This window comes from Pseudomonas sp. EZ-C24 (assembly GCF_014525325.1).
In the GTDB taxonomy this organism is placed as follows: domain Bacteria; phylum Pseudomonadota; class Gammaproteobacteria; order Pseudomonadales; family Pseudomonadaceae; genus Aquipseudomonas; species Aquipseudomonas shirazensis.
This window is the reverse complement of record NZ_JACDIU010000007.1, coordinates 16,480-38,778: the sequence shown is the minus strand read 5'-3', so window position 1 is coordinate 38,778 and position 22,299 is coordinate 16,480. Positions and strand designations below refer to the sequence as shown.

The window sequence follows — 22,299 nt, the reverse complement described above, 5'->3', positions numbered from 1 at the left end:
TGGGGATACGGAGGGCGTTCAGTTTGCAGCCACTTTCTTTTTCAGTTTGCCCATGGAGTCCTTGAGCATGTCGATCCAAGTCGAAGATTATTTCGCACGTGACACCTTCCAGAAGATGAAGGCGTTCGCCGACAAGCAGGAAACCCCGTTTGTGGTCATCGATACGCAGATGATCAGCAAGGCCTATGACGACCTGCGCGCCGGTTTCGAGTTCGCCAAGGTCTACTACGCAGTCAAGGCCAACCCAGCGGTCGAGATCATCGACCTGCTCAAGGACAAAGGCTCGAACTTCGACATCGCCTCGATCTATGAGCTGGACAAGGTCATGAACCAGGGCGTCAGCCCGGACCGCATCAGCTACGGCAACACCATCAAGAAGTCCAAGGACATCCGCTACTTCTTCGACAAGGGTGTGCGCCTGTACGCGACCGACTCCGAAGCCGACCTGCGCAACATCGCCAAGGCTGCGCCGGGTTCCAAGGTCTACGTGCGCATTCTCACCGAAGGCTCGACCACTGCCGACTGGCCGCTGTCGCGCAAGTTCGGCTGCCAGACCGACATGGCCATGGACCTGCTGATCCTTGCCCGTGACCTGGGCCTGGTGCCTTACGGCATCTCCTTCCACGTCGGCTCGCAGCAGCGCGATATCAGCGTCTGGGACGCCGCCATCGCCAAGGTCAAAGTGATCTTCGAGCGCCTGAAGGAAGAAGACGGCATCGTTCTCAAGCTGATCAACATGGGTGGCGGCTTCCCGGCCAACTACATCACCCGGACCAACAGCCTGGAGACTTACGCTGAAGAAATCATCCGCTTCCTCAAGGAAGACTTCGGCGACGACCTGCCGGAAATCATCCTCGAGCCGGGCCGTTCGCTGATTGCCAACGCCGGTATTCTGGTCAGCGAAGTGGTGTTGGTTGCGCGCAAGTCGCGTACCGCGGTCGAGCGTTGGGTGTACACCGACGTGGGCAAGTTCTCCGGCCTGATCGAAACCATGGACGAGTCGATCAAGTTCCCGATCTGGACCGAGAAGAAAGGCGAGATGGAAGAAGTGGTGATTGCAGGGCCTACCTGTGACAGCGCCGACATCATGTACGAGCACTACAAGTATGGCCTGCCGCTGAATCTGGCCATCGGTGACCGCCTGTACTGGCTGTCGACCGGCGCCTACACCACCAGCTACAGCGCAGTGGAGTTCAATGGTTTCCCACCGTTGAAAGCTTACTACCTGTAAATCATGAACGGGGCCGCAAGGCCCCGTTTTTGTATGTAAACGCAGCGCTTTGCTAGCCCAGCTCCCGCTGGCGCAGCTCCTGCGCAAACACTGCCGCCTCATCAGCCAGCAACCGTCCAGCACCTTGCAGAGTCAGCACTGCACTGCGCAGGAAGTTGACGTTGCCTTGCACCCGCGCACGCGCCAGCCAAGGCCGCGCCTCGCCCAACTGGCCACGCTCGATCAGCACCATGGCCAGGCTGAACATACCGCGGAAATCCCCAGCCTCGGCCGAGCGCTTATACCAGCGAAACGCCCGCGCTGGGCTGGCAGGGCCGGCGATGCCTTGTTCCAGGTAACGCCCATAGAGGTTCATCGATTTGGCGTGGCCCAGATGTGCAGCCTTCTCGTAGCAGGCCAGCGCCAGCTTCTGGTCAAGCTCGACACCGCGCCCGGTGGCCAGCAGGTTGCCCAGGTTGTACCAGCCCCAGTCCAGCCCCTGCGCGGCTGCGCGCTGGTACTGCACTGCTGCGCCAGGCAGGTCGGCCGGCCCGCCCCAGGCGTGCTCCAGGCAGCGCCCAAGCATGTTGTGCGCCATGCCGCTGCCGGCGCGGATGGCAATGCTGAACCATCGCCGCGCCAGCTGCGGATCCTGCTCGATGCCGCGGCCATCGAGCAGGATCTGGCCCAGCAACAACTGCGCCTCACTGACGCCCTGCCCGGCCGCTGCCAGGATCGCTTGGGCGGCCTTAGCGGGGCTGGCTTCGAGCATGGCTCGCAGCGCTGTGACATCCACGACCTCATCGCGGCGCAACGTATAGGACATGTTCAGACCTCTGCCCAGCGCCGCAGCAAGTTGTGATAGGTGCCGGTCAGTTGCAGCAGTGAAGGGTGATCGGGCAGGTCAGCACTGAGCTGCTGAATGGCATTGTCCATCTCGAACAGCAGCGCCCGCTGGCTGTCTTCACGGACCAGGCTCTGAGTCCAGAAGAACGCCGCGTAGCGCTCACCGCGAGTGACCGGGTTGACCTTGTGCAGGCTGGTGCCGGGGTACAGCACCATGTGGCCTGCGGCCAGCTTGATCTGCTGCGTGCCATAGGTGTCCTGAATCACCAGTTCGCCGCCGTCATAGCTGTCCGGGTCACTGAGAAACAGCGTCGCTGACAGGTCGGTGCGCACTCGCTCGGCGCTGCCCTTGGGCTGGCGCAGGGCATTGTCGATGTGAAAGCCGAAGTTGCCACCCTCGCGATAACAGTTGATCAACGGCGGGAACACCTTGTGCGGCAGGGCCGCAGACATGAACTGCGGGGTCTGCCAAAGACGCTCGATGAGGGCGCTGCCGATTTCCTTGGCCAATGGATGCGCCTCTGGCAGCTGCAGGTTGTGTTTGGCCTTGGCCGATTGGTGGCCTGCGGTGACCTTGCCATCGGCCCAATCTGCCTGCGCCAGCGCTTCACGAATCCGCAAGAGTTCATCGGCGGCGAACAGGCTAGGGATGTGCAGCAGCATGGAAATGGACCGGGTCGGGACTAGGGCGCCAATGATATTGATTCCCTTTTACTCACGGCAAGCCCTTTCGCCAGGCCCTGACGAATGAGACCGGAGAAAATGCAGGGTTAAATTGTAAAGAATGTAAATTTGTACCGAATGGTAATATTTCTCAATTGTGACTTACAATTGCTTACATTACTCTTCGCGTCCTTCACACCTTGGGGAAGGTCATAAAAAAATGCGCCACGTGCCGTCTGCTGTAAGTTCACCACGCCTGCTCGCCTCAGCCATTGGCGTTGCCATCAGTGCTTCGTCTGCCTATGCCGCAGAGCCCGCAGCCATCACGCTCGACGCGACCAGCGTCAACGGCAAGGCAGAACAGGCCGCAACCGAGTACAAGGTCGACAAAGCCTCGTCGCCCAAGTACACCGCGCCGCTGGTGGACACCCCGCGCTCGGTAACCGTGATCCCGCAGCAGGTGATCAAGGAAACCAACGCGCTGAGCTTGCAAGACGCCCTGCGCACCGTTCCGGGGATTACCTTCGGTGCCGGCGAAGGCGGCAACCCCCAAGGTGACCGGCCGTTCATCCGCGGCTTCGATGCCCAGGGTGATACCTACCTGGACGGCGTGCGCGACACTGGCGCGCAAACTCGGGAGATCTTCGCTGTTGAATCGGTGGAAGTGGCCAAAGGGCCGAACTCGGCTGTTGGCGGGCGTGGCGCCGCCGGCGGCACCATCAACCTGGTGAGCAAGCGCGCGCACCTGGGCAACTCGCTGGACGGTGCCTGGACCTGGGGCAGTGACCAGACCCAGCGTTACACCCTGGATGGCAACTACCAATTCAGTGACAGTGTTGCCGGGCGCCTCAACCTGATGACCCACGAGAGCAACGTCGCTGGCCGCGACAAGGTCAATTACGACCGCTGGGGGATCGCCCCGTCGCTGGCGTTTGGCCTGGGCACGCCAACCCGGGTCAACCTTGACTACTACCACCTGGAAAGCGACGATCTGCCGGACTCGGGAATCCCCTATTCGATCCCGACCGCGGGCAGCAACGCGCGCACCTCGGCCCACCCGAGCAAACCGGATGACGGTGGCGACAGCGACAACTTCTACGGCCTGACCGGGCGTGATTTTCGCAAGAGCCGGGTCGACATCGCCACCTTCGCGATCGAGCATGACCTGACCGACGCGCTGACCATCAAGAACACCCTGCGTCATGGCAACAGCATGCAGGACTACATCCTCACGCAGCCCGACGACAGCAAGGGCAACGTCAACAACGGCAGCGTCTGGCGCCGCGCCAACACCCGAGTTGGCAACACCGCTACCACAACCAACCAAACCGATCTGTTTGGCGAGTTCTACCTGGGCGGCATGAAGAACAGCTTCTCCACCGGCATTGAGCTGAGCCGGGAAGAAAGCCAGCGCTCGTCTTACAACGTCAATACCAACACCGGCGGCGCAACAGCATCTACCTGCACCCCGGGCCTGATCGGCCCTAACAGCGGCTACAACTGCACCTCCCTGAGCAATCCCAACCCGGACGATCCGTGGAACGGCGCCATCGCGCGCAACTATGCTGGCACTGACACCAAGAGCAACACCCGCGCGCTGTATGTGTTCGACACCCTTGAGCTGACGCCACAGTGGCTGCTCAACATGGGCCTGCGCTATGACCACTTCGACACCCAGTACCGCGGCTATACCGCCTCTGGCGCTACCGCCGTCAACAGCAAGGGCGTTGCATCCAAGGGCAGTGACACCAGCGAGTTCATCACTGGCCAACTGGGCCTGGTGTGGAAGCCCGCCGAGAACGGCAGCATCTACGTTTCCTACGCCACCTCGGCAACCCCACCCGGCGCGCAGTTGGGCGAAGGCTCCGAAGGCAACCCGCTGGGCAACACCACCGACCGCGCCGGCAACCTGTTGGCCAGCGACATGGAGCCGGAAGAAACCACCAACTACGAACTCGGTACCAAGTGGGATCTGCTCGACGAGCGCCTGTCGCTGACCGCCGCTGTATTCCGCACCGAGAAGGAAAACGCCCGCGTTCAGGTCAACACCACCACCTACGAAAACATCGGCGAGACCCGCGTGCAGGGCGTCGAACTGTCGGCCAGTGGCAAGCTCACCGACAAATGGCAGGTGTTCGCCGGTTACACCTACATGCAGGCCCGCCAGATCGACGGCGGCGCGCTGGGTGCGGTCAACGACGGCAATCAATTGCCGAATACGCCGAACAACAGTGCCAGCCTGTGGACCACCTACGCCCTTACGCCAAAGCTGACCGTGGGTGGCGGCGCCTTCTACATGGATGATGTGTACGGCAACATAGCCAACACCACCATGGTCGACAGTTATGTGCGCTATGACGCAATGGCTGCGTACAAGCTGAGCAAGAACGTCGATCTGCAGTTGAACGTACAAAACCTCACCAACGAGGTGTACTACGACAAGGCGTTTTCTACTCACTTCGCCAACCAGGCAGCCGGACGCACAGCGTTGCTGACCACCAGCTTCCATTTCTGACGCAGCAATCGCCAAGCCCCGCTCACGCCAGTGAGCGGGGCTTTCGCGTAGCAAGGCATAATGTCCGCCGGTTGAGTTTGCGCGGCAAGACAAGGTGATCGACGTGCTGAAGAAGTCGCTGTTTCAATTGCACTGGTTGTTTGGCATCACGGCCGGGCTGGTCTTGGCATTGATGGGTACCACCGGGGCGATCTGGTCGTTTCAGGAAGAACTGCTGCGCCTGTTCGATGCCGATGTGCTCAAGGTGCAGGTGCGCGCCGAAGGCGTGCTGCCACCGGCAGAGCTGGTGCGGCGGGTCGAGGCGGCGCACGGCGACAAGGTCGCGATGCTGCGGGTCGACACCCGCGAGGGCAATGCCGCACGAATCTTCTTCACCGCGCCACCCGGCCAGCGCCGCGGTGAGATGCGCTATGCCGACCCCTACACCGGCGAGATCAAGGGCGAGGTCTCCGGCCAAGGCTTCTTCGACCTGATGCTCAGCCTGCACCGGTTTCTCGCCATGGGCGAAAGCGGCCGGCAGATCACCGGTGCCTGCACATTGATGCTGATCTTCTTCTGCCTGTCAGGCCTGTATCTACGCTGGCCCCGCAAAGCGCTGAACTGGCGCACCTGGCTGACCCTGGACTGGGCGAAGAAGGGCCGTGCGTTCAATTGGGACCTGCACGCCGTGTTCGGCACCTGGTGCCTGCTGTTCTATCTGCTGTTTGCGTTGACCGGTCTGTCATGGTCGTACGAATGGTACAGCCGCGGGCTGAACAAGCTGCTCGGCGACGCCCCGGCTGCGGGCCAGCAGCACAAGCGTGGCGAAGGCGGTGGCCGCCGTGGCCCGCAGTCGGTCAACCAAAAGGCCCCGCCGCTGCGGGTCGACTACGACGCCATCTGGAGCAACCTGCAGGCTGCGGCCGGGCCCGGCCTGACTGGCTACAACCTGCGCCTGCCGCCGGTTGGCGGGCAGCCGGCGACGCTGTTCTATCTGCTGGACGATGCCGATCACGAACGCGCCTTTGACACCGTCACCCTCGACCCGGCTACCGGCACGTTCACGCGCATCGAGCGTTATGCCGACAAGTCGCTCAGTGCTCAACTGCTGCAAAGCATCTATGCCCTGCACGTGGGTAGCTATTTCGGCTTGCCCGGGCGGATCATCTTTACCATCGCCAGCCTGTGCATGCCGCTGTTCTTCATCACCGGCTGGCTGCTGTACCTCGACCGCCGGCGCAAGCAACGCCAGATCCGCGTGGCCCGTGGCAGTGTCGACAGCACCACGTCGGCAGGTGACAGCTGGTTGATTGGTTTTGCCAGCCAGAGCGGCCTCGCCGAGCAATTGGCCTGGCAGAGCGCCGGCCAGCTCCAGGCGGCAGGCCTGTCGGTGCAAGTACGCGCCTTGGCCGAGCTGGGTGAGGATGACCTGCGCCAGGCACGCCGGGCGCTGTTTGTAGTCAGCACCTTTGGCGATGGCGAGGCACCCGACAGCGCCCGTGGTTTCGAGCGCAAGATACTCGGCCAGGCGTGGCCGCTGGAGCATCTGGATTATGCCCTGCTCGCCTTGGGCGATCGCCAGTATCAATACTTCTGTGGCTTTGCCCGGCGCTTGCAGGCATGGCTTGCCGAGCGCGGCGCCAGCACTGCATTCAGCCCGGTCGAAGTCGACAACGCCGACCCGGCCGCGCTCCAGCACTGGCAGCAGCAACTGGCGCAGTTGACCGGCGCCAGCGTCGTCAGCGCCTGGCAAGCGCCCGCCTTCAACAGCTGGACCCTGACCGCGCGCAGGCTGCTCAATCCTGGTAGCCAGGGCCAGCCGGTGTACCTGCTCGACCTGCAATCCGAGCAGACGGTGCGCTGGGATGCAGGCGACCTGGTTGAGGTATTGCCGCGCAATGCCGCCGCCCAGGTTCAAGCGTTTATTCAAGGCCTGGGCTTGAATCTGGATACCCCAGTGCAACTTGAAGGTTCGCGCGAAACTCTGGGTCAGGCACTGGGCAGTCGGCAATTGCCGGTCAGCCGCGAGCATCTGGTCGGCCTGCACGCGCAGGCGGTTATCGATGCGCTGGTGCCGCTCGGCACGCGTGAATACTCGATCGCATCGATTGCCAGCGATGGCGTGCTGCAGCTGATTGTGCGCCAGCATCGGCACACTGACGGCAGCCTTGGCCTGGGCTCAGGCTGGCTGACTGAGGTGCTGCCCCTGCAAGCCTCGCTGAGCCTGCGCCTGCGCCGCAACAGCAGCTTCCACCTGCCAGTGGCCCCAGCACCGATGCTGCTGATCGGCAACGGCACCGGGCTGGCCGGACTGCGCAGCTTGCTCAAGGCACGTATCAGCGAAGGTGAACAGCGCAACTGGCTGCTGTTCGGTGAGCGCAATCGCGCCAGCGATCTGCTCTGCGCCGATGAACTGCAAGGCTGGCTGGCGCGCGGTGAGCTGCGCAAGCTGGACCTGGCGTTCTCGCGTGATCAGGCTGAAAAGGTCTATGTCCAGGACTTGCTGCTGGCGCAGGCCGAAGAGGTGCGCCGCTGGGTCGCCGACGGCGCCTGCATCTATGTTTGCGGCAGCCTGCAGGGCATGGCCGCGGCAGTCGACGCGGCGCTCAGGGGCATCCTCGGCGAGGCCATGCTGCAACAGCTGGTAGAAGACGGTCGCTACCGACGCGACGTGTACTGAGTCGGTCGAACGGCCGGGGCGCCATGCCCCGGCCGGCAACGCTCAATGCAGGTCGAAGGTATCGGCATCCAGGTTGGCCGGGAAACGGCTGCGGTACGCCGCCAGTTCCGCCGCGCGCAGCTCGACGGTGAATACGCCGTCCGCTTCGCCGGCACTGAGCAGGCTCTCGCCCTGGAAATCCAGCACCTGGCTGTCGCCTGAGTAGGCAAAGCCTTTGCCGTCGGTGCCGACCCGGTTGACCGCCGCCACGAAGCACAGGTTCTCGATCGCCCGCGCCGGCAACAGCCGGTTCCAGTGCAGCCGCCGCGCTGCCGGCCAGTTGGCGGTGTACAACAGCAGGTCAGTGTCATGGGCATCGCGGCTCCATACCGGGAAGCGCAGGTCGTAGCAGATCAATGGGCGGACCCGCCAACCCTTCAGCTCGAACTGCACCTGGCGCTCGCCCGGGGTGTAGTGCTTGTGCTCGCCGGCCATACGGAACAGGTGGCGCTTGTCGTAGTGCAGGATTTCACCGTCCGGGCGCGCCCACAGCAGCCGGTTACGGTGGCTGCCGTCAGCGGCCTGGACGATCACGCTGCCGGTGATTACTGCGTTGAGCTTCTTCGCCTGGGCCTTGAGCCACTTGGCGGTCGGGCCGTTCTCGGGCTCGGCAAGGCGCTCGGACTCCATCGAAAAGCCGGTGGTGAACATCTCTGGCAAAATCACCAGGTCAGGGCTGCCGACTTGCTTGAGCAACTCTTCGAAATGGGCGTAGTTGGCCTCGCGGTCATGCCAGGCCAGCGTGGTCTGCACCATGGCAATTTTCAGGTTGGGCAGTGCGGTCAGATCGCGCATAGTTTCTCCGCTGCCTGCTGCAGCGTCTCCTCTCGTTTGGCAAAGCACAGGCGGATCAAGCGTTGCTGCGGGACTGGCGTCTGGTAGAACACCGACACCGGAATACTCGCCACGCCATGCTCGCGGGTCAGCCACAGGGCCATGTCGACATCGTTCAGATCAGGGCGGATGGCGCTGTAGTCGACCAACTGGAAGTAGGTGCCTGGGGTACGCTTGAAGCTGAAGCGTGAGCTATGCAACAGATCGCAGAACAGATCGCGCTTGGCCTGATAGAAGCCCGGCAACTGCTCGATGTGCTCAGGGTGTTCGGCCATGAAGTCTGCCAGCGCGCACTGCAGCGGCGTCACTGCGCAGAAGTTGACGTACTGGTGTACCTTGCGCAGCTCGGCGCTCAATTGCGGGGGCGCGATCACGTAGCCGGTCTTCCAACCAGTGACGTGGTAGGTCTTGCCGAACGAGCTGATGACGAAGGCGCGCTGATAGAGCTGTTCATGAGCCAGCACGCTGGCATGCGCCACGCCGTCGTAGATCAGGTGCTCGTACACTTCATCGCTGACCAGGTAGATATCGCGGTCGGCAATCAATCCCGCCAGCTGGTCGAGATCGGCACGGCTGATCAAAGCTCCGCTGGGGTTGTGCGGCGAATTGAGCACGACCATGCGCGTGCGCGGCGTGAGGGCATCGCTGAAGCGTTGCCAGTCGATGGCAAAATCGTCGTTGCTCAGCGGCACATGCACGCAGCGCCCGCCGGCCAACTCTACCGAAGGCTCGTAGCTGTCGTAGCACGGGTCGAAAACGATTACCTCGTCGCCCGGATTGATCACTGCCTGGATCGCGCAGAAGATCGCCTCGGTGGCGCCTGGCGTGATGGTGATTTCCTGCTCGACATCCACGCTAACCCCATACAGCCGAGCCACCTTCGCAGCCACTTGCTGGCGCAGGGCCGGCAGGCCGGTCATGGGCGCGTATTGATTGTGCCCGGCGGCCACGTGCCGGCCTACGGCATCCAATAGCGCCTGCGGGCCGTTGAAGTCGGGGAAGCCTTGGGACAGGTTGAGCGCGCCGGTTTGCACGGCCAGCTGCGACATGGTGGTAAAGATGGTCGTGCCGACGTTCGGCAGTTTGCTGCGGATCATGAAGCCCTCTTTCCTGGGGGTATCCGGCACGGACTGGAGTCCGAGCATAGCGGATCGAGCAATCAGGAAAAAGGTTGAAACAATACACTGATGCAACAGGGGCCGCGCAGCAGCCCCGGTGCAGGGTCAGGCCAGAATCAGCGCTTGTCTTTGCGCTTCTTCTCGGCCTTCTTGTGGTGCGACATCAAGCGGCGCTTCTTGTTGACCTGGCGGTCGGTGAGGGTGTTCTTGTTACCCTCGTACGGGTTCTCGCCGCCTTTGTACTCGATGCGGATCGGCGTACCGACCAGCTTGAGCACGCGACGGTAAGTGTTCTCCAGGTAGCGCGAGTAAGACCGTGGAATCTTCTCGGTCTGGTTCCCGTGGATCACGATGATCGGCGGGTTGGCGCCACCCAGGTGAGCGTAACGCAGCTTGATCCGGCGGCCATTGACCAACGGCGGCTGGTGGTCGCCGATAGCGTCTTCCAGAATCTGCGTCAGGCGGCTGGTCGGCCAGCGGGTGACCGCCGACTTGAACGCGGCCTGCACCGACTTGTACAGGTTGCCCACGCCGGTGCCGTGCAGCGCCGAGATGAAGTGGATGTCGGCGAAGTCGACGAAGAACAACCGGCGCTCAAGCTCGGTCTTGACGTAGTCGCGCTCGCCCGGCTGCATGCCATCCCACTTGTTCAGGGCAATGACGATGGCGCGGCCGGCCTCAAGGGCAAAGCCGAGCAGGTTGAGGTCGTGGTCGACCACACCTTCGCGGGCGTCCATGACAAAGATCACCACGTTGGCGTCTTTGATCGCCTGCAGGGTTTTCACCACCGAGAACTTTTCGACTTCCTCGTGGATCTTGCCGCGCTTGCGCACCCCGGCGGTGTCGATGAAGGTGTACTTGTCACCATCACGCTCGAACGGGATGTAGATACTGTCGCGAGTGGTGCCTGGCTCGTCATAGACCACCACGCGCTCTTCACCGAGCATGCGGTTGACCAGGGTCGACTTGCCCACGTTGGGACGGCCGATGATGGCGATCTTGATGCCGTCTTTTTCGCTCGGGCCTGGAATCCGAACGGCCTCTTCGCCTTCGGCAACTTCCTGGTCGAGCGCGTCTTCTTCCTGATCGCGCGGGATGTGCCCGAGCAGCTCTTCCATCAGGGCGTTGATACCGCGGCCCTGGGAGCCGGCGACCGGAATCGCGTTGCCCATGCCCAGCGGCGAGAACTCGGCACGTGCCAGGTCAGGATCGATGTGGTCGATCTTGTTGGCGACCAGCACCGCAGACTTGTTCCGCTTGCGCAGGTGGTCAGCGATCATCTGGTCGGCAGCGGTCATGCCGGCGCGGGCATCCACCAGGAACAGCACGTAGTCGGCCTCTTCGATGGCCATCAGCGACTGCTCGGCCATCTTCTCGTCCATGCCCACTTCGTCACCGGTGATACCGCCGGTGTCGATCAGGATGTACGAACGGCCCTGCCACATGGCATCGCCGTACTGGCGGTCACGGGTCAGGCCCGAGAGGTCGCCGACAATGGCGTCGCGGGTTTTGGTCAAGCGGTTGAACATGGTGGACTTGCCGACGTTCGGCCGCCCCACCAGGGCGATTACGGGAACCATACGGCTCTCCACTCTTGAATTCTTGAAAATGCAAAGGCCGCTGCAGAGCAGCGGCCGGAGTTCGCGCGGCGCATCATGCGCCACTGCTCGAAGCCTCACGGCTTCAAGCTTAGCCTCAGCGGATGGTCAATGCCTCGAGCTTGCCGCTGTTGCCGAAGACATAAATGGTGTCGCCGACCACCAAGGGGCGGGCGCGCAGGCCATCACTGTCAATACGCTCACGGCCAACGAAGCGACCATCGACCTGGCTCAGCAGGTGCAGGTAGCCTTCGAAGTCACCGACTGCGACGTAGCTGGAGAACACTTCAGGGGCGCTCAGCTGACGGCGCGCCATGGAATCGTTGCTCCACAGTGCGCTCGACGAACGCTCATCGACGCCTTCAACGGTGCCGGAAGCTTCGCTGACGTAGACGTTGCCAAAGCCCTGGGCGACACCGACGTAGCTGGACGCATCACGCTGCCACAGCACGCGGCCGCTTTCCAGATCCAGACCGGCAACCCGGCCCTGATAGGTACCGACGTACAGGGTACCACCAGACAGCAGCAAACCGCCGTCGATATCGACGACGCGTTCGAGTTCGGAGCGACCTTGCGGGATCGCGACGCGGCTTTCCCAGACCGGCACGCCGTTCTGGATGTCGACAGCAACAACCTTGCCGGTCGACAGGCCGGCAACGGCCATGCGATTGGTCACGATCGGTGCGCCAGTGCCACGCAGAGTCAGTACCGCTGGAGTGCTTTCGTAGATCCAGCGACGGTCGCCGGTCGCGGCGTCCAGACCAATCAGACGATCGTCCTGAGTCTGCACCACCACCACGTCACCGTTGTTCGCCGGCGGCGCCAGCACTTCACTGGTCACGCGGGAGCGCCAGCGCTCCTCACCGGTGCTGCTGTCCAGGGCGATCACTTCACCCTTGAGGGTGCCGAGCATGACCAGGCCATAGCCGACGCCGACTGCGCCGGAAACCGGCAGGTCGAGGTCCTGTTTCCAGACGATGTCGCCGGTGTTGCGATCGAGCGCGAAGACTTCGCCGTTGACGTCGGAAGCGTAGATGCGGTCGTTTTCGATGGCCGGCACCAGGGTATTGTAGGTCTCACCCTGACCGTCACCGATCGAACGGCTCCACTGCTTTTTCAGCACGACTTCTTCGGTGAACTTGGTCAGCTCGGCCGGAGGCAGTTCCTTCTTGCTGTTGCTGCTGCAACCCACGACCAGTACGGCCAGGCTCAGCACTGCTGCTTGTTTCCAACCGATCACGTCAAGCGTCCCCTTTGGCCAGGTCATCCAGCTTCAGTTGCAGGCCACCGACCGCTGCTTCATCAGACAACGCGGCCTTGGCTTTTTCGTATGCGCTATGGGCATCGCCAGCGCGGCCCAACTGTACCAGCAGATCGCCCTTGAGCTCTTCGCGGCTGGCCTGAAACGCCTTGTCAGCGTCGCCATCGAGCAGCTTCAGTGCTTCGTCAGCCTTATCCTGAGCAGCCAGCACACGGGCCAGACGCTGGCGTGCGATCTCGCCCAGGGTGGCATCGGCAGGTTTTGCCAGCACGCTGTTGAGTTCGCTGGCTGCGTCGTCCAGCTTGCCGCTGTCGACCGCTACCTTGGCCACGAACAGGCTGCCGTACTGGGCATAGGCGGTGCCGCCAAACTCGCTCTTGAGCTTGCCAGCCAACTCGGCAACCTTGCTTGCATCAGGCTCGCCGGTCGGCGTCAGGGCCGTTTCCAGCAGGTTCTGGTACAGCACCGAAGCGCCTTGTGACTGATTGCTCTGGTACTTGTGCCAGGTCTGCCAGCCAGCTACCAAAGCAGCAGCCAACAGGGCGCCGGTCAGCAGCGGCTTGCCGTTGCGATCCCACCAGTCCTTGGCCGCGCTCAGGCCATCATCATCGGTACTCGACACCCCAATACTCCTATTCAGCAAATTCGGCTGTTTGACTGCTTCACGCGTTCGCGAGGGCAGCTTGCAGGTGCTCGGCCAGAGCATCCCAGGCTATGTTCTGTTGTTCGCCCTGGCCACGCAGGGGTTTGAAACCTACCACTTGTTGCGCCAGTTCGTCGTCCCCCATGATCAGGGCAAACAACGCCCCGCTCTTGTCGGCCTTCTTGAACTGGCTCTTGAAACTGCCGGCACCGGCGTTGACCGCCAGGCGCAGGCCCGGTACCTGGTCACGCAACCGCTCGGACAGGCCCAGACCGGCCAGCTCGGCCTGCTCGCCAAAGGCGCACAGGTAAACGTCGATCTGGCGGCTGATCGACTCCGGGACCTTGCCCAGGGTTTCCAGCAGCAAAATCAACCGCTCGATGCCCATGGCAAAGCCAACACCAGTAGTCGGCTTGCCGCCCATCTGCTCGACCAGGCCGTCGTAACGACCACCGGCACACACGGTGCCTTGGGCGCCGAGCTTGTCGGTAACCCACTCGAACACGGTCTTGCTGTAGTAGTCGAGGCCACGCACCAGCTTGGTGTTGATCACGAAGGGGATGCCGGCAGCGTTCAGGCGAGCCTTGAGGCCCTCGAAGTGCACACGGGATTCTTCGTCCAGATAGTCTTCCAGCTTCGGCGCGCCGACCAGCACGGCCTGGGTGCCCTGATCCTTGCTGTCGAGAATGCGCAGCGGGTTGCTCTTGAGCCGACGCTGGCTATCTTCGTCAAGCTGCTCGAGGCGCGCCGAGAGAAACTCGACCAGCGCGTCGCGATAGCGTGCACGGGCTTCGCTGGTGCCCAGGCTGTTCAGCTCGAGCTTGACCGCGTCCTGAATGCCCAACTGGCCCCACAGGCGCCAGGTCAGCATGATCAGCTCGGCATCGATGTCCGGGCCATCCAGGTTGAACACCTCGACGCCGATCTGGTGGAACTGGCGATAGCGGCCTTTTTGTGGGCGCTCGTGGCGGAACATCTGCCCGGTGTACCAGAGTTTCTGCACTTGGCCGTTGCCGGTGATGCCATGCTCGAGCACGGCGCGCACGCAGGCAGCGGTACCCTCAGGACGCAGCGTCAGCGAATCGCCGTTGCGGTCCTCGAAGGTGTACATCTCTTTTTCGACGATGTCGGTGACTTCACCGATCGAGCGTTTGAACAGCTCGGTGAATTCGACGATCGGCGTGCGGATCTGGCTGTAACCGTAGCCGTCCAGCAAACTGGCGACCGTGCCTTCGAAGTAACGCCACAGTGGCGACTGGTCAGGCAGGATGTCGTTCATGCCACGAATGGCTTGCAGCGATTTGCTCACGAAAAGTCCTTTCGAATCTGTGTATCAGCCGCGGGCGATCAGCGCCGCGTCGGCTTCGACCTTTTCGGCCGCTTTCTGGCGAATGAGCTTTTCCAGCTCCTCGACCAGGTTGTCGTTGTTCAGTTTCTGCGCAGGCTTGCCGTCGATGTAGATCAGGTTCGGCGTGCCGCCCGTCAAGCCAACATGGGCTTCCTTGGCTTCACCCGGGCCGTTGACCACACAACCGATCACGGCGACGTCCAGCGGGACCAGCAGGTCTTCGAGGCGACCTTCGAGTTCGTTCATGGTCTTGACCACATCGAAGTTCTGCCGCGAACAGCTCGGGCAGGCGATGAAGTTGATCCCACGCGAGCGCAGGCGCAGCGACTTGAGGATGTCGTAGCCGACTTTGACTTCTTCGACCGGGTCGGCGGCGAGAGAGATCCGGATCGTGTCGCCGATGCCTTCGGCCAGCAGCATACCGAGGCCGACCGCAGATTTCACCGTCCCCGAACGCAAACCACCGGCTTCGGTGATGCCCAGGTGCAGGGGCTGGATGATCTGCTTGGACAGCAGACGGTAGGCTTCAACGGCCATGAACACGTCGGACGCCTTGACGCTGACTTTGAAGTCCTGGAAATCCAGGCGATCGAGGTGCTCGACATGGCGCAGGGCCGACTCGACCAGCGCTGCTGGGGTCGGTTCGCCGTACTTCTTCTGCAGGTCTTTTTCCAGCGAGCCGGCATTGACCCCGATGCGGATCGGAATACCACGATCGCGCGCAGCATCGACCACCGCGCGCACGCGGTCTTCACGGCCAATGTTGCCTGGATTGATGCGCAGGCAATCAACACCCAGCTCAGCCACGCGCAGGGCGATCTTGTAGTCGAAATGGATGTCGGCCACCAACGGCACGCTGACTTGCTGCTTGATGCGGCCGAAGGCTTCGGCGGCGTCCATGTCTGGCACCGAGACGCGGACGATGTCGACACCGGCATCGACCAGGCGCTGGATCTGCCCGACCGTGGCGGCGACATCATTGGTGTCGGTGTTGGTCATGCTCTGCACCGCGATAGGCGCATCACCGCCCACCGGCACATTGCCCACCCAGATCTTGCGGGTTTCGCGACGCTTGATTGGAGATTCGCCGTGCATGAGTTACTGCCCCAACTTCAGGCGAGCGGTTTCGCCACTGGTGAACGGTGCAACATCAACGGCCTGGCCGTTGTAGCTGATCTGAGCGCCGCGGGCGAAGCCCAGGCGTACCGCGAACGGTGGTGTGCCGGTGACTTCCAGGCTGTCGCCCTTGCGCTTGGTGGCGTTGACCAGCAGCTTGCCGTTGGCATCGGTGACCTGGGTCCAGCAATCCGCCGAGAACTGGATCGCGACACGGCCACTGCCGGCGGGGACTGGCGCTGCTGCGACAGGTACGCTGGGGGCTGTGGCGGCAACGGCTGGTGCGCTGACCGGCGCAGCTGGCGCAGGTGCAGTCGGTGCGGTGGTGGCATTATTGGTCGCGGCCGGGGTCACCGGGGCGGCGGCAGTGCTCTCGGCGACCGCCGGGCTTGCCGGAATGGCTTCTTCGTTGGCCGAGCCACTGCTCTCGCCAGTGGCAGCCTGCTCCAATGGCAGCGGCGCACTCTGGCCTTGCTGGGCTTCGCTGACAGCCTGGTCTTCCGGCTCATCCAGCGGGTGAATCTGGGTGGTGCCGTCGGCGCTCTCGACTTCGACGTGCTCCAGGGCGATTTTGCCAAGGTCGCTGTTGCGCAGGCTGCTTTGGTCCTTCCAGAGGAAGAAGCCGCCACCTACTACTGCCACCAGCAGCACCAGGCTGACAACGCGCATGACGTTGTGCGACAGGCGCACCGGTTCTTCGATTCGTCCCAGCGAGTGCACCTGGCTGCCTTGCGCGTGGGTGCCGGTGACCTGGTCAAAGGCGGCGACCAGAGGCGCCTGGTCCATGTCCATCAGCTTGGCATAGGCACGGATGTAACCACGGGCAAAGGTGTGCCCTGGCAGCTTGTCGAAGGCGCCGGATTCGAGATTGTTCAGCGAGCTCAGGGTCAGGTTGAGCTTGCGGGCTACCTCGGCCTGCGTCCAGTCGCGGTTTTCGCGGGCCTGGCGCAAGGTCTCACCGGGGTGCTGGTGAGTCGCTGCTGCTACTTCGGGATGCGCGGCTTTCATCATTGCTCCGACAGGTATTGCTGATATTCCGGCGTACCGGGATAAAGTCGTTGTAGTTGCTGGCCCAGCTCGGCCACCGTTGCCGGTTGCTCGAACACCCGCGCCAGGCGGCTGCCCATCAGCAGGCTGCGAGCATCCGGGGCGCTCAGTTGGCTGAAACGATCGTAGTAATCCCGGGCTGGCACATAATGCCTGTTTTCGTAGGACAACTCAGCCATTTCGAACAACGCTCGCGGTTGTCGCGGGTTGAGCTGCAACGCCTTGTGCAGATGCGCCTGGGCATCGTCGCGGCGACCTTGCCTGAGAACCGTCAGGCCAAGGTTTTCGAAGACGCGCGAGCGCTCAGGATACAGGGTATCGGCAGCGGCCAGGCGAAACACTGACTCGGCTTCGGCAAAACGCTCCTGAGCATATAGGAAACTGCCGTAGTTGTTGCGAATCCGGGTGTCATCCGGATTTTGCGCCAGCGCCTTGTGGAAATGCTCGGTTGCCAGCGTCGGCTCGCCCTCGACCTGAAACACCAGCGCCAGCGCGGCATGCGCATCGGCATCACGGCTGTTCAGGGCAAGTGCCTTCACCAGCGGCGCCTTGGCCTGCTCGGTCAGACCTTGTTGCAAATAGCCCAGCCCCAACTGCACATACGCCCTGCCCGCCTCGGCCCGACCCTGCTGGGTGGCCAGCGGGTCATTGCTGCCGCCCGACACGCAGCCGGCCAGCAGCAACAGGGTCAGCAGCGACAGCGCTGCGCGCAGGATCATCGCTGCCGGCCCGCTCAGTGACGCGCAGCGTTGTCGGCGATCCGCACGTCGTCATTGAGCTGACGCACAGCGATGTAACGCTCGCTGCGGCGGGTACGGTCCATGACCTGACCAACCAGCTGCCCACAAGCGGCGTCGATATCCTCACCACGGGTGGTACGGGTGGTGACATTGTAACCACCGTGGTGGAGCAGGTCCTGGAAGCGGCGGATTGCATTGTTGCTCGGCCGCTCGTAACCGGAGTGCGGGAACGGATTGAACGGGATCAGGTTGATCTTGCACGGGATATCGCGCAGCAGCTCGATCATCTGCGTGGCATGCTCGGGCTGATCGTTGACGTCCTTGAGCAGGGTGTATTCGACGGTCAGTACACGCTTGCCACCGAGGGTGGCCATGTAGCCCATGCACGACTCGAGGAGGACCTTGAGCGGGTACTTCTTGTTGATTGGCACCAGCTTGTTCCGCAGCTCGTCGTTCGGCGCGTGCAGCGACAGTGCCAGGGAAACGTCGATGTGCTTGGCCAGCTCGTCGATCATCGGCACTACGCCTGAGGTCGACAAGGTGACGCGACGCTTGGAAATGCCATAGCCAAGATCGTCCATCATGATCTTCATGGCGGCAATGACATTATCGAAATTGAGCAACGGCTCGCCCATGCCCATCATCACCACGTTGGTAATCGCGCGGTCGACTTTGGCCGGGATAGTGCCGAAGGATTTGTTCGCAAGCCACACCTGACCGATAACTTCGGCGGCGGTGAGGTTGCTGTTGAAGCCTTGCTTGCCGGTGGAGCAGAAACTGCAGTCCAGGGCGCAGCCCGCCTGCGACGATACACACAAGGTGCCACGGTCGTCGGTCGGGATATAGACGGTTTCGACGCAGCTGCCGGAGGCAACGCGGATCACCCATTTGCGGGTGCCGTCGGCGGAAATGTCTTCACTGACCACTTCTGGTGGCCGAATCTCGGCAACAGCCTCGAGCTTTTCGCGCAAGACCTTGCCGACATTGGTCATGGCGGCGAAATCATCGACGCCAAAATGGTGAATCCATTTCATTACTTGACCGGCACGGAAGCGCTTCTCGCCAATGGAGTCGAAGAATTGTTCCATTTCCGGCTGGGTCAGACCCAACAGGTTGATTTTGCCAGTAGATGTCGTCATGGATTCACCCTCACCCGTAAGCTTTCGCTTAGCGAGCGGTTACCTCGGTAGCTGCGAAGAAGTAAGCGATTTCGCGAGCGGCAGCAGCTTCGGAGTCCGAACCGTGAACGGCGTTGGCGTCGATCGATTCAGCGAAGTCAGCACGGATGGTGCCGGCAGCAGCTTCTTTAGGGTTGGTAGCGCCCATCAGCTCACGGTTCAGAGCGATGGCGTTTTCGCCTTCCAGAACCTGAACAACAACTGGGCCGGAGATCATGAAGGCAACCAGGTCACCGAAGAAACCGCGCTCGCTGTGCTCAGCGTAGAAGCCTTCGGCTTCGGCTTTGGACAGTTGCTTGAGTTTCGAAGCGACGATTTTCAGGCCAGCTTCTTCGAAGCGCGAAGTGATCTTGCCGATGACGTTTTTGGCAACTGCGTCAGGCTTGATGATCGAGAAAGTACGTTGAACAGCCATGGTAACTCCAGAAAATTGAGTATTACGAAAAATTAAACCCGCGAATTATACGCGGGTTCCAGGGGAATGCCTAACCTGCAGGTGACGCTCAGTCGGCTTCTTCGATCCAGGCCCCCTGGATCGCCTCAAGCACCTTCTCTCCGCCGCGTGTCGGATCGTCGCTGAACTCTGGCAGAGCCACTACCCAGCGGTGCAGATCGAGGAAATTCACATAACGAGGATCGACCTCCGGCTTGCTTTCTGCAAGCTGGATAGCGATCTCAAGTACATCAACCCATTTCAGACTCATGCCAGCCTCCAGGCTTCAGTGCGGCGCTTCGGCGGCGTGGTTGAGCGAATACTTGGGGATTTCGATGGTCAGGTCGGTATCACCGACGACCACCTGGCAACCCAGCCGGGACTGCGCTTCCAGGCCCCACGCCTTGTCCAGCATGTCTTCTTCGAGCTCGTCGGCTTCGTCGAGCGAGTCAAAGCCCTTGCGCACGATGCAGTGGCAGGTGGTGCAGGCCTTGACCCCGCCGCAGGCGCTTTCCATCTCGATGTGATGGTCGTGGGCCAGCTCCAGGATGTTGGTCCCGGTTGCGACTTCCACGGTCAGCCCTTCGGGGCAAAACTTCTCATGCGGCAGGAATGTCACCAGCGGCATCGATTACTCCTCGATCTCATTCAGGTTGCGCCCGGCCAGTGCGGCTTTGACCGTCGAATCAAGGCGACGGGCGGCAAATGCATCGGTCACCTGCGACAGACGCTTGGTCTGTTGCTCGATGGCAGGGCCATCGGTGCCGGCCAGCAAATCACGTAGTTGTTGCATCTGGAAGCCAATGGCTTCGCGCTCTTCGGCGCTCAGCAGGCGCTCGCCGTCGGCATCCAGCGCACCCTGCACCGCTTCGAGCAGACGTTCGCCGTCGACCTGATGCTCGCGCAACTGGCGGGCCTGCTTGTCGGTGCCGGCGTGCTCGAACGAATCCTTCAGCATGCGGGCGATTTCACCGTCGGTCAGGCCGTACGACGGCTTGACCTGAATGCTTGCTTCCACGCCCGAGCCCAGTTCGCGTGCAGCGACGCTGAGCAGGCCATCGGCGTCGACCTGGAAGGTCACGCGGATCTTCGCCGAGCCGGCGACCATCGGCGGAATCCCACGCAGTTCGAAGCGCGCCAGCGAGCGGCAGTCGCTGATCAGTTCGCGCTCGCCCTGCAGGACGTGGATCATCATGGCCGTCTGGCCATCTTTGTAGGTGGTGAATTCCTGAGCGCGGGCCACCGGGATCGTGGTGTTGCGCGGGATCACCTTTTCCATCAGGCCGCCCATGGTCTCCAGACCGAGCGACAGCGGGATCACGTCGAGCAACAGCAACTCGCCACCTTCACGGCGGTTGCCGGCGAGGGTATCGGCCTGGATCGCGGCGCCAATGGCGACTACCTGATCAGGGTCGATCGAGGTCAGCGGAGCACGGCCGAAGAGGCCACCGACGGCTTCACGCACACGCGGTACGCGAGTCGAACCACCGACCATGACCACCGCAACCACTTCTTCGAGCTCGACCCCACTGTCACGCACGGCGCGGCGGCAGGCCTTGAGGCTACGGGCGATCATCGGCTCGATCATCGCTTCGAAGTCTGCCCGACTCAGTTCGCCCTGCCAGTCACCGTGAACAACGCGCACGCTGGCGGCATCGGTCAGGGCTTCCTTGGCCGCGCAAGCGGTCTGCAGCAGTTGACGCTGAGTCGCTGGATCCAGATCAGCCGACAAACCAGCCTGCTCAATGATCCAGCTGGCAATCGCGTGATCGAAGTCGTCACCACCCAGGGCGGTATCGCCACCGGTGGCCAGCACTTCGAAGACGCCGGCAGTCAGGCGCAGGATGGAGATATCGAAGGTACCGCCGCCCAGGTCGAAGATCGCCACCAGGCCTTCAGCGTTCTGGTCCAGGCCATAGGCCACGGCCGCAGCAGTCGGCTCGTTGAGCAGGCGCAACACGTTCAGCCCGGCAAGCTTGGCGGCGTCTTTGGTCGCCTGGCGCTGAGCATCGTCGAAGTAGGCCGGGACCGTGATGACGGCACCTACCAGATCGCCGCCGAGGGTTTCCTCGGCGCGCTGACGCAACACCTTGAGGATGTCGGCAGACACTTCGACCGGGCTTTTCGGCCCTTGAATGGTCTCGATGAACGGCATGTGCGACTCGCCACCGACAAAGCGGTACGGCAGTTGCTCGCCGAGCTGCTTGACGTCGGCCAGGCCGCGCCCCATCAGACGCTTGACCGAAAGGATGCTGTTGAACGGGTCGCTTGGCGCTGCTTCGCGCGCGGCCTGGCCGACTTCGACAGCCGCCTCCAGGTAGCGCACAGCCGATGGCAGGATGACCTGCCCCTCGGCATCGGGCAGCGGTTCGCTGCGGCCGCTGCGCACGGCAGCAACCAGAGAATTGGTAGTACCCAGGTCAATCCCTACCGCCAGGCGGCGCTGGTGCGGCTGGGGGCTTTGACCGGGTTCGGCGATCTGCAGTAGGGCCATGCTTATCTAGCTACCTTAGGCGTTGTCACGGCAACACCGGGTTAATCGTCGAGGCGCTCTTCGAGCTGGCGCACTTCCTGGGCGAGCTTGTCGAGAAACTGCATGCGGCGCATCAGGCGCTCGGCCTGTTCACGCTGCGCAGGATCATCCCAGCAGGCGGCGAATTCCTCGAACAGCGTATCTTGCGCGAGCTTGAGGCGCTTCTTGAATACCGCGACACCGTCGAGGTCGGTAAGCTCTTCAAGTTCTTCACGCAGCTCCATCTGCTGCAACAGGAAGGCCGGATCATGTACGGTGACTTCCTGCGGCACTTCGTGACCACTGATGGCCAGCAGATAGCGCGCCCGACGGGGGGCGCTGCGCAAGGTCTGATAGGCGTCGTTCAACGCTGCCGAGTTTTCCAGGGCGACACGCTGCTCGCGCTCGGAAGCATCGGCGAAGCGGTCCGGATGGACCTCACGGGCCAGTTCGCGGTAACGAACGGCCAGTTGATCGAGGTCCAGGCGAAAGCCCGGCTGCAGATTGAACAGGGCAAAATGACAAGGAGTACCCACATC

The 22,299-nt window shown here is 62.3% G+C and carries 20 protein-coding genes; 3 read left to right on the top strand and 17 right to left on the bottom strand.

Going from position 1 to position 22,299, the window contains the following annotated elements; translation table 11 throughout:
- The first annotated feature begins 67 nt into the window (after nucleotides 1-67).
- The gene (locus tag IDM28_RS04280) at nucleotides 68-1,231 is read left to right on the top strand and encodes a type III PLP-dependent enzyme (RefSeq protein WP_101316725.1); all 1,164 of its coding nucleotides are present in this window, start codon (nucleotides 68-70) and stop codon (nucleotides 1,229-1,231) included.
- 52 nt (nucleotides 1,232-1,283) lie between these two features.
- Here IDM28_RS04280 and IDM28_RS04275 read toward each other — a convergent pair whose 3' ends face one another.
- Both IDM28_RS04275 and IDM28_RS04270 read right to left on the bottom strand, forming a co-directional pair.
- Nucleotides 1,284-2,036 (bottom strand): tetratricopeptide repeat protein, encoded by a 753-nt coding sequence (locus IDM28_RS04275; RefSeq protein WP_188035437.1) that lies wholly within the window; start codon nucleotides 2,034-2,036, stop codon nucleotides 1,284-1,286.
- Nucleotides 2,037-2,038: 2 nt separating this feature from the next.
- Nucleotides 2,039-2,719 (bottom strand): Fe2+-dependent dioxygenase, encoded by a 681-nt coding sequence (locus IDM28_RS04270; RefSeq protein WP_103436124.1) that lies wholly within the window; start codon nucleotides 2,717-2,719, stop codon nucleotides 2,039-2,041.
- A 220-nt stretch (nucleotides 2,720-2,939) separates the two neighbouring features.
- Between IDM28_RS04270 and IDM28_RS04265 the strand changes: the two genes are divergently transcribed.
- Together IDM28_RS04265 and IDM28_RS04260 are read left to right on the top strand one after the other, a co-directional pair.
- Nucleotides 2,940-5,234 (top strand): TonB-dependent receptor, encoded by a 2,295-nt coding sequence (locus IDM28_RS04265; protein WP_103436123.1) that lies wholly within the window; start codon nucleotides 2,940-2,942, stop codon nucleotides 5,232-5,234.
- Nucleotides 5,235-5,337: 103 nt separating this feature from the next.
- The gene (locus IDM28_RS04260; protein WP_188035436.1) at nucleotides 5,338-7,893 is read left to right on the top strand and encodes a PepSY domain-containing protein; all 2,556 of its coding nucleotides are present in this window, start codon (nucleotides 5,338-5,340) and stop codon (nucleotides 7,891-7,893) included.
- 42 nt (nucleotides 7,894-7,935) lie between these two features.
- Here the strand turns inward: IDM28_RS04260 and IDM28_RS04255 are convergent, their stop codons facing one another.
- The 15 genes from IDM28_RS04255 to hscB form a co-directional block, all read right to left on the bottom strand.
- Nucleotides 7,936-8,727, bottom strand: a complete 792-nt coding sequence (locus IDM28_RS04255; RefSeq protein ID WP_188035435.1) for an amidohydrolase — start codon at nucleotides 8,725-8,727, stop codon at nucleotides 7,936-7,938.
- Complete coding sequence (locus tag IDM28_RS04250; RefSeq protein ID WP_150570789.1) at nucleotides 8,715-9,863, bottom strand: pyridoxal phosphate-dependent aminotransferase; 1,149 nt, start codon at nucleotides 9,861-9,863, stop codon at nucleotides 8,715-8,717. The genes IDM28_RS04255 and IDM28_RS04250 overlap by 13 nt, the downstream gene beginning before the upstream one ends.
- Nucleotides 9,864-10,000: 137 nt before the next feature.
- Nucleotides 10,001-11,464 carry a ribosome biogenesis GTPase Der gene (der, locus tag IDM28_RS04245; RefSeq protein WP_103436120.1) on the bottom strand — a complete coding sequence of 488 codons (1,464 nt, stop codon included), beginning with the start codon at nucleotides 11,462-11,464 and terminating at the stop codon, nucleotides 10,001-10,003.
- Nucleotides 11,465-11,579: 115 nt separating this feature from the next.
- On the bottom strand, nucleotides 11,580-12,722 hold the full coding sequence (gene bamB / locus IDM28_RS04240; protein ID WP_207072425.1) for an outer membrane protein assembly factor BamB: 1,143 nt from the start codon (nucleotides 12,720-12,722) through the stop codon (nucleotides 11,580-11,582).
- Nucleotide 12,723: 1 nt separating this feature from the next.
- Complete coding sequence (locus IDM28_RS04235) at nucleotides 12,724-13,365, bottom strand: tetratricopeptide repeat protein (protein WP_101316709.1); 642 nt, start codon at nucleotides 13,363-13,365, stop codon at nucleotides 12,724-12,726.
- A gap of 40 nt (nucleotides 13,366-13,405) precedes the next feature.
- Nucleotides 13,406-14,695, bottom strand: a complete 1,290-nt coding sequence (gene hisS / locus IDM28_RS04230; protein WP_101316707.1) for a histidine--tRNA ligase — start codon at nucleotides 14,693-14,695, stop codon at nucleotides 13,406-13,408.
- Nucleotides 14,696-14,719: 24 nt separating this feature from the next.
- Nucleotides 14,720-15,829: a flavodoxin-dependent (E)-4-hydroxy-3-methylbut-2-enyl-diphosphate synthase gene (ispG, locus tag IDM28_RS04225; RefSeq protein WP_101316705.1), complete on the bottom strand. Its 1,110-nt coding sequence runs from the start codon at nucleotides 15,827-15,829 to the stop codon at nucleotides 14,720-14,722.
- A gap of 3 nt (nucleotides 15,830-15,832) precedes the next feature.
- Complete coding sequence (locus IDM28_RS04220) at nucleotides 15,833-16,858, bottom strand: RodZ domain-containing protein (protein ID WP_188035434.1); 1,026 nt, start codon at nucleotides 16,856-16,858, stop codon at nucleotides 15,833-15,835.
- Entirely contained in the window at nucleotides 16,858-17,616 is a 759-nt protein-coding gene (pilW, locus tag IDM28_RS04215) for a type IV pilus biogenesis/stability protein PilW (protein WP_188035433.1), read from the bottom strand. Before pilW ends, IDM28_RS04220 begins: the two co-directional genes overlap by 1 nt.
- 14 nt (nucleotides 17,617-17,630) lie before the next feature.
- Nucleotides 17,631-18,776, bottom strand: a complete 1,146-nt coding sequence (gene rlmN, locus IDM28_RS04210) for a 23S rRNA (adenine(2503)-C(2))-methyltransferase RlmN (protein WP_188035432.1) — start codon at nucleotides 18,774-18,776, stop codon at nucleotides 17,631-17,633.
- A gap of 28 nt (nucleotides 18,777-18,804) precedes the next feature.
- Nucleotides 18,805-19,230 carry a nucleoside-diphosphate kinase gene (gene ndk / locus IDM28_RS04205; RefSeq protein WP_101316696.1) on the bottom strand — a complete coding sequence of 142 codons (426 nt, stop codon included), beginning with the start codon at nucleotides 19,228-19,230 and terminating at the stop codon, nucleotides 18,805-18,807.
- An 88-nt stretch (nucleotides 19,231-19,318) separates the two neighbouring features.
- Nucleotides 19,319-19,519, bottom strand: a complete 201-nt coding sequence (iscX, locus tag IDM28_RS04200; protein ID WP_101316694.1) for a Fe-S cluster assembly protein IscX — start codon at nucleotides 19,517-19,519, stop codon at nucleotides 19,319-19,321.
- Between the two features lie 15 nt (nucleotides 19,520-19,534).
- Nucleotides 19,535-19,876 (bottom strand): ISC system 2Fe-2S type ferredoxin, encoded by a 342-nt coding sequence (gene fdx / locus IDM28_RS04195; protein WP_101316692.1) that lies wholly within the window; start codon nucleotides 19,874-19,876, stop codon nucleotides 19,535-19,537.
- Between the two features lie 3 nt (nucleotides 19,877-19,879).
- On the bottom strand, nucleotides 19,880-21,742 hold the full coding sequence (gene hscA / locus IDM28_RS04190) for a Fe-S protein assembly chaperone HscA (RefSeq protein WP_150570784.1): 1,863 nt from the start codon (nucleotides 21,740-21,742) through the stop codon (nucleotides 19,880-19,882).
- Nucleotides 21,743-21,783: 41 nt separating this feature from the next.
- Nucleotides 21,784-22,296: a co-chaperone HscB gene (hscB, locus tag IDM28_RS04185; RefSeq protein ID WP_150572098.1), complete on the bottom strand. Its 513-nt coding sequence runs from the start codon at nucleotides 22,294-22,296 to the stop codon at nucleotides 21,784-21,786.
- Nucleotides 22,297-22,299 lie beyond the last annotated feature (3 nt).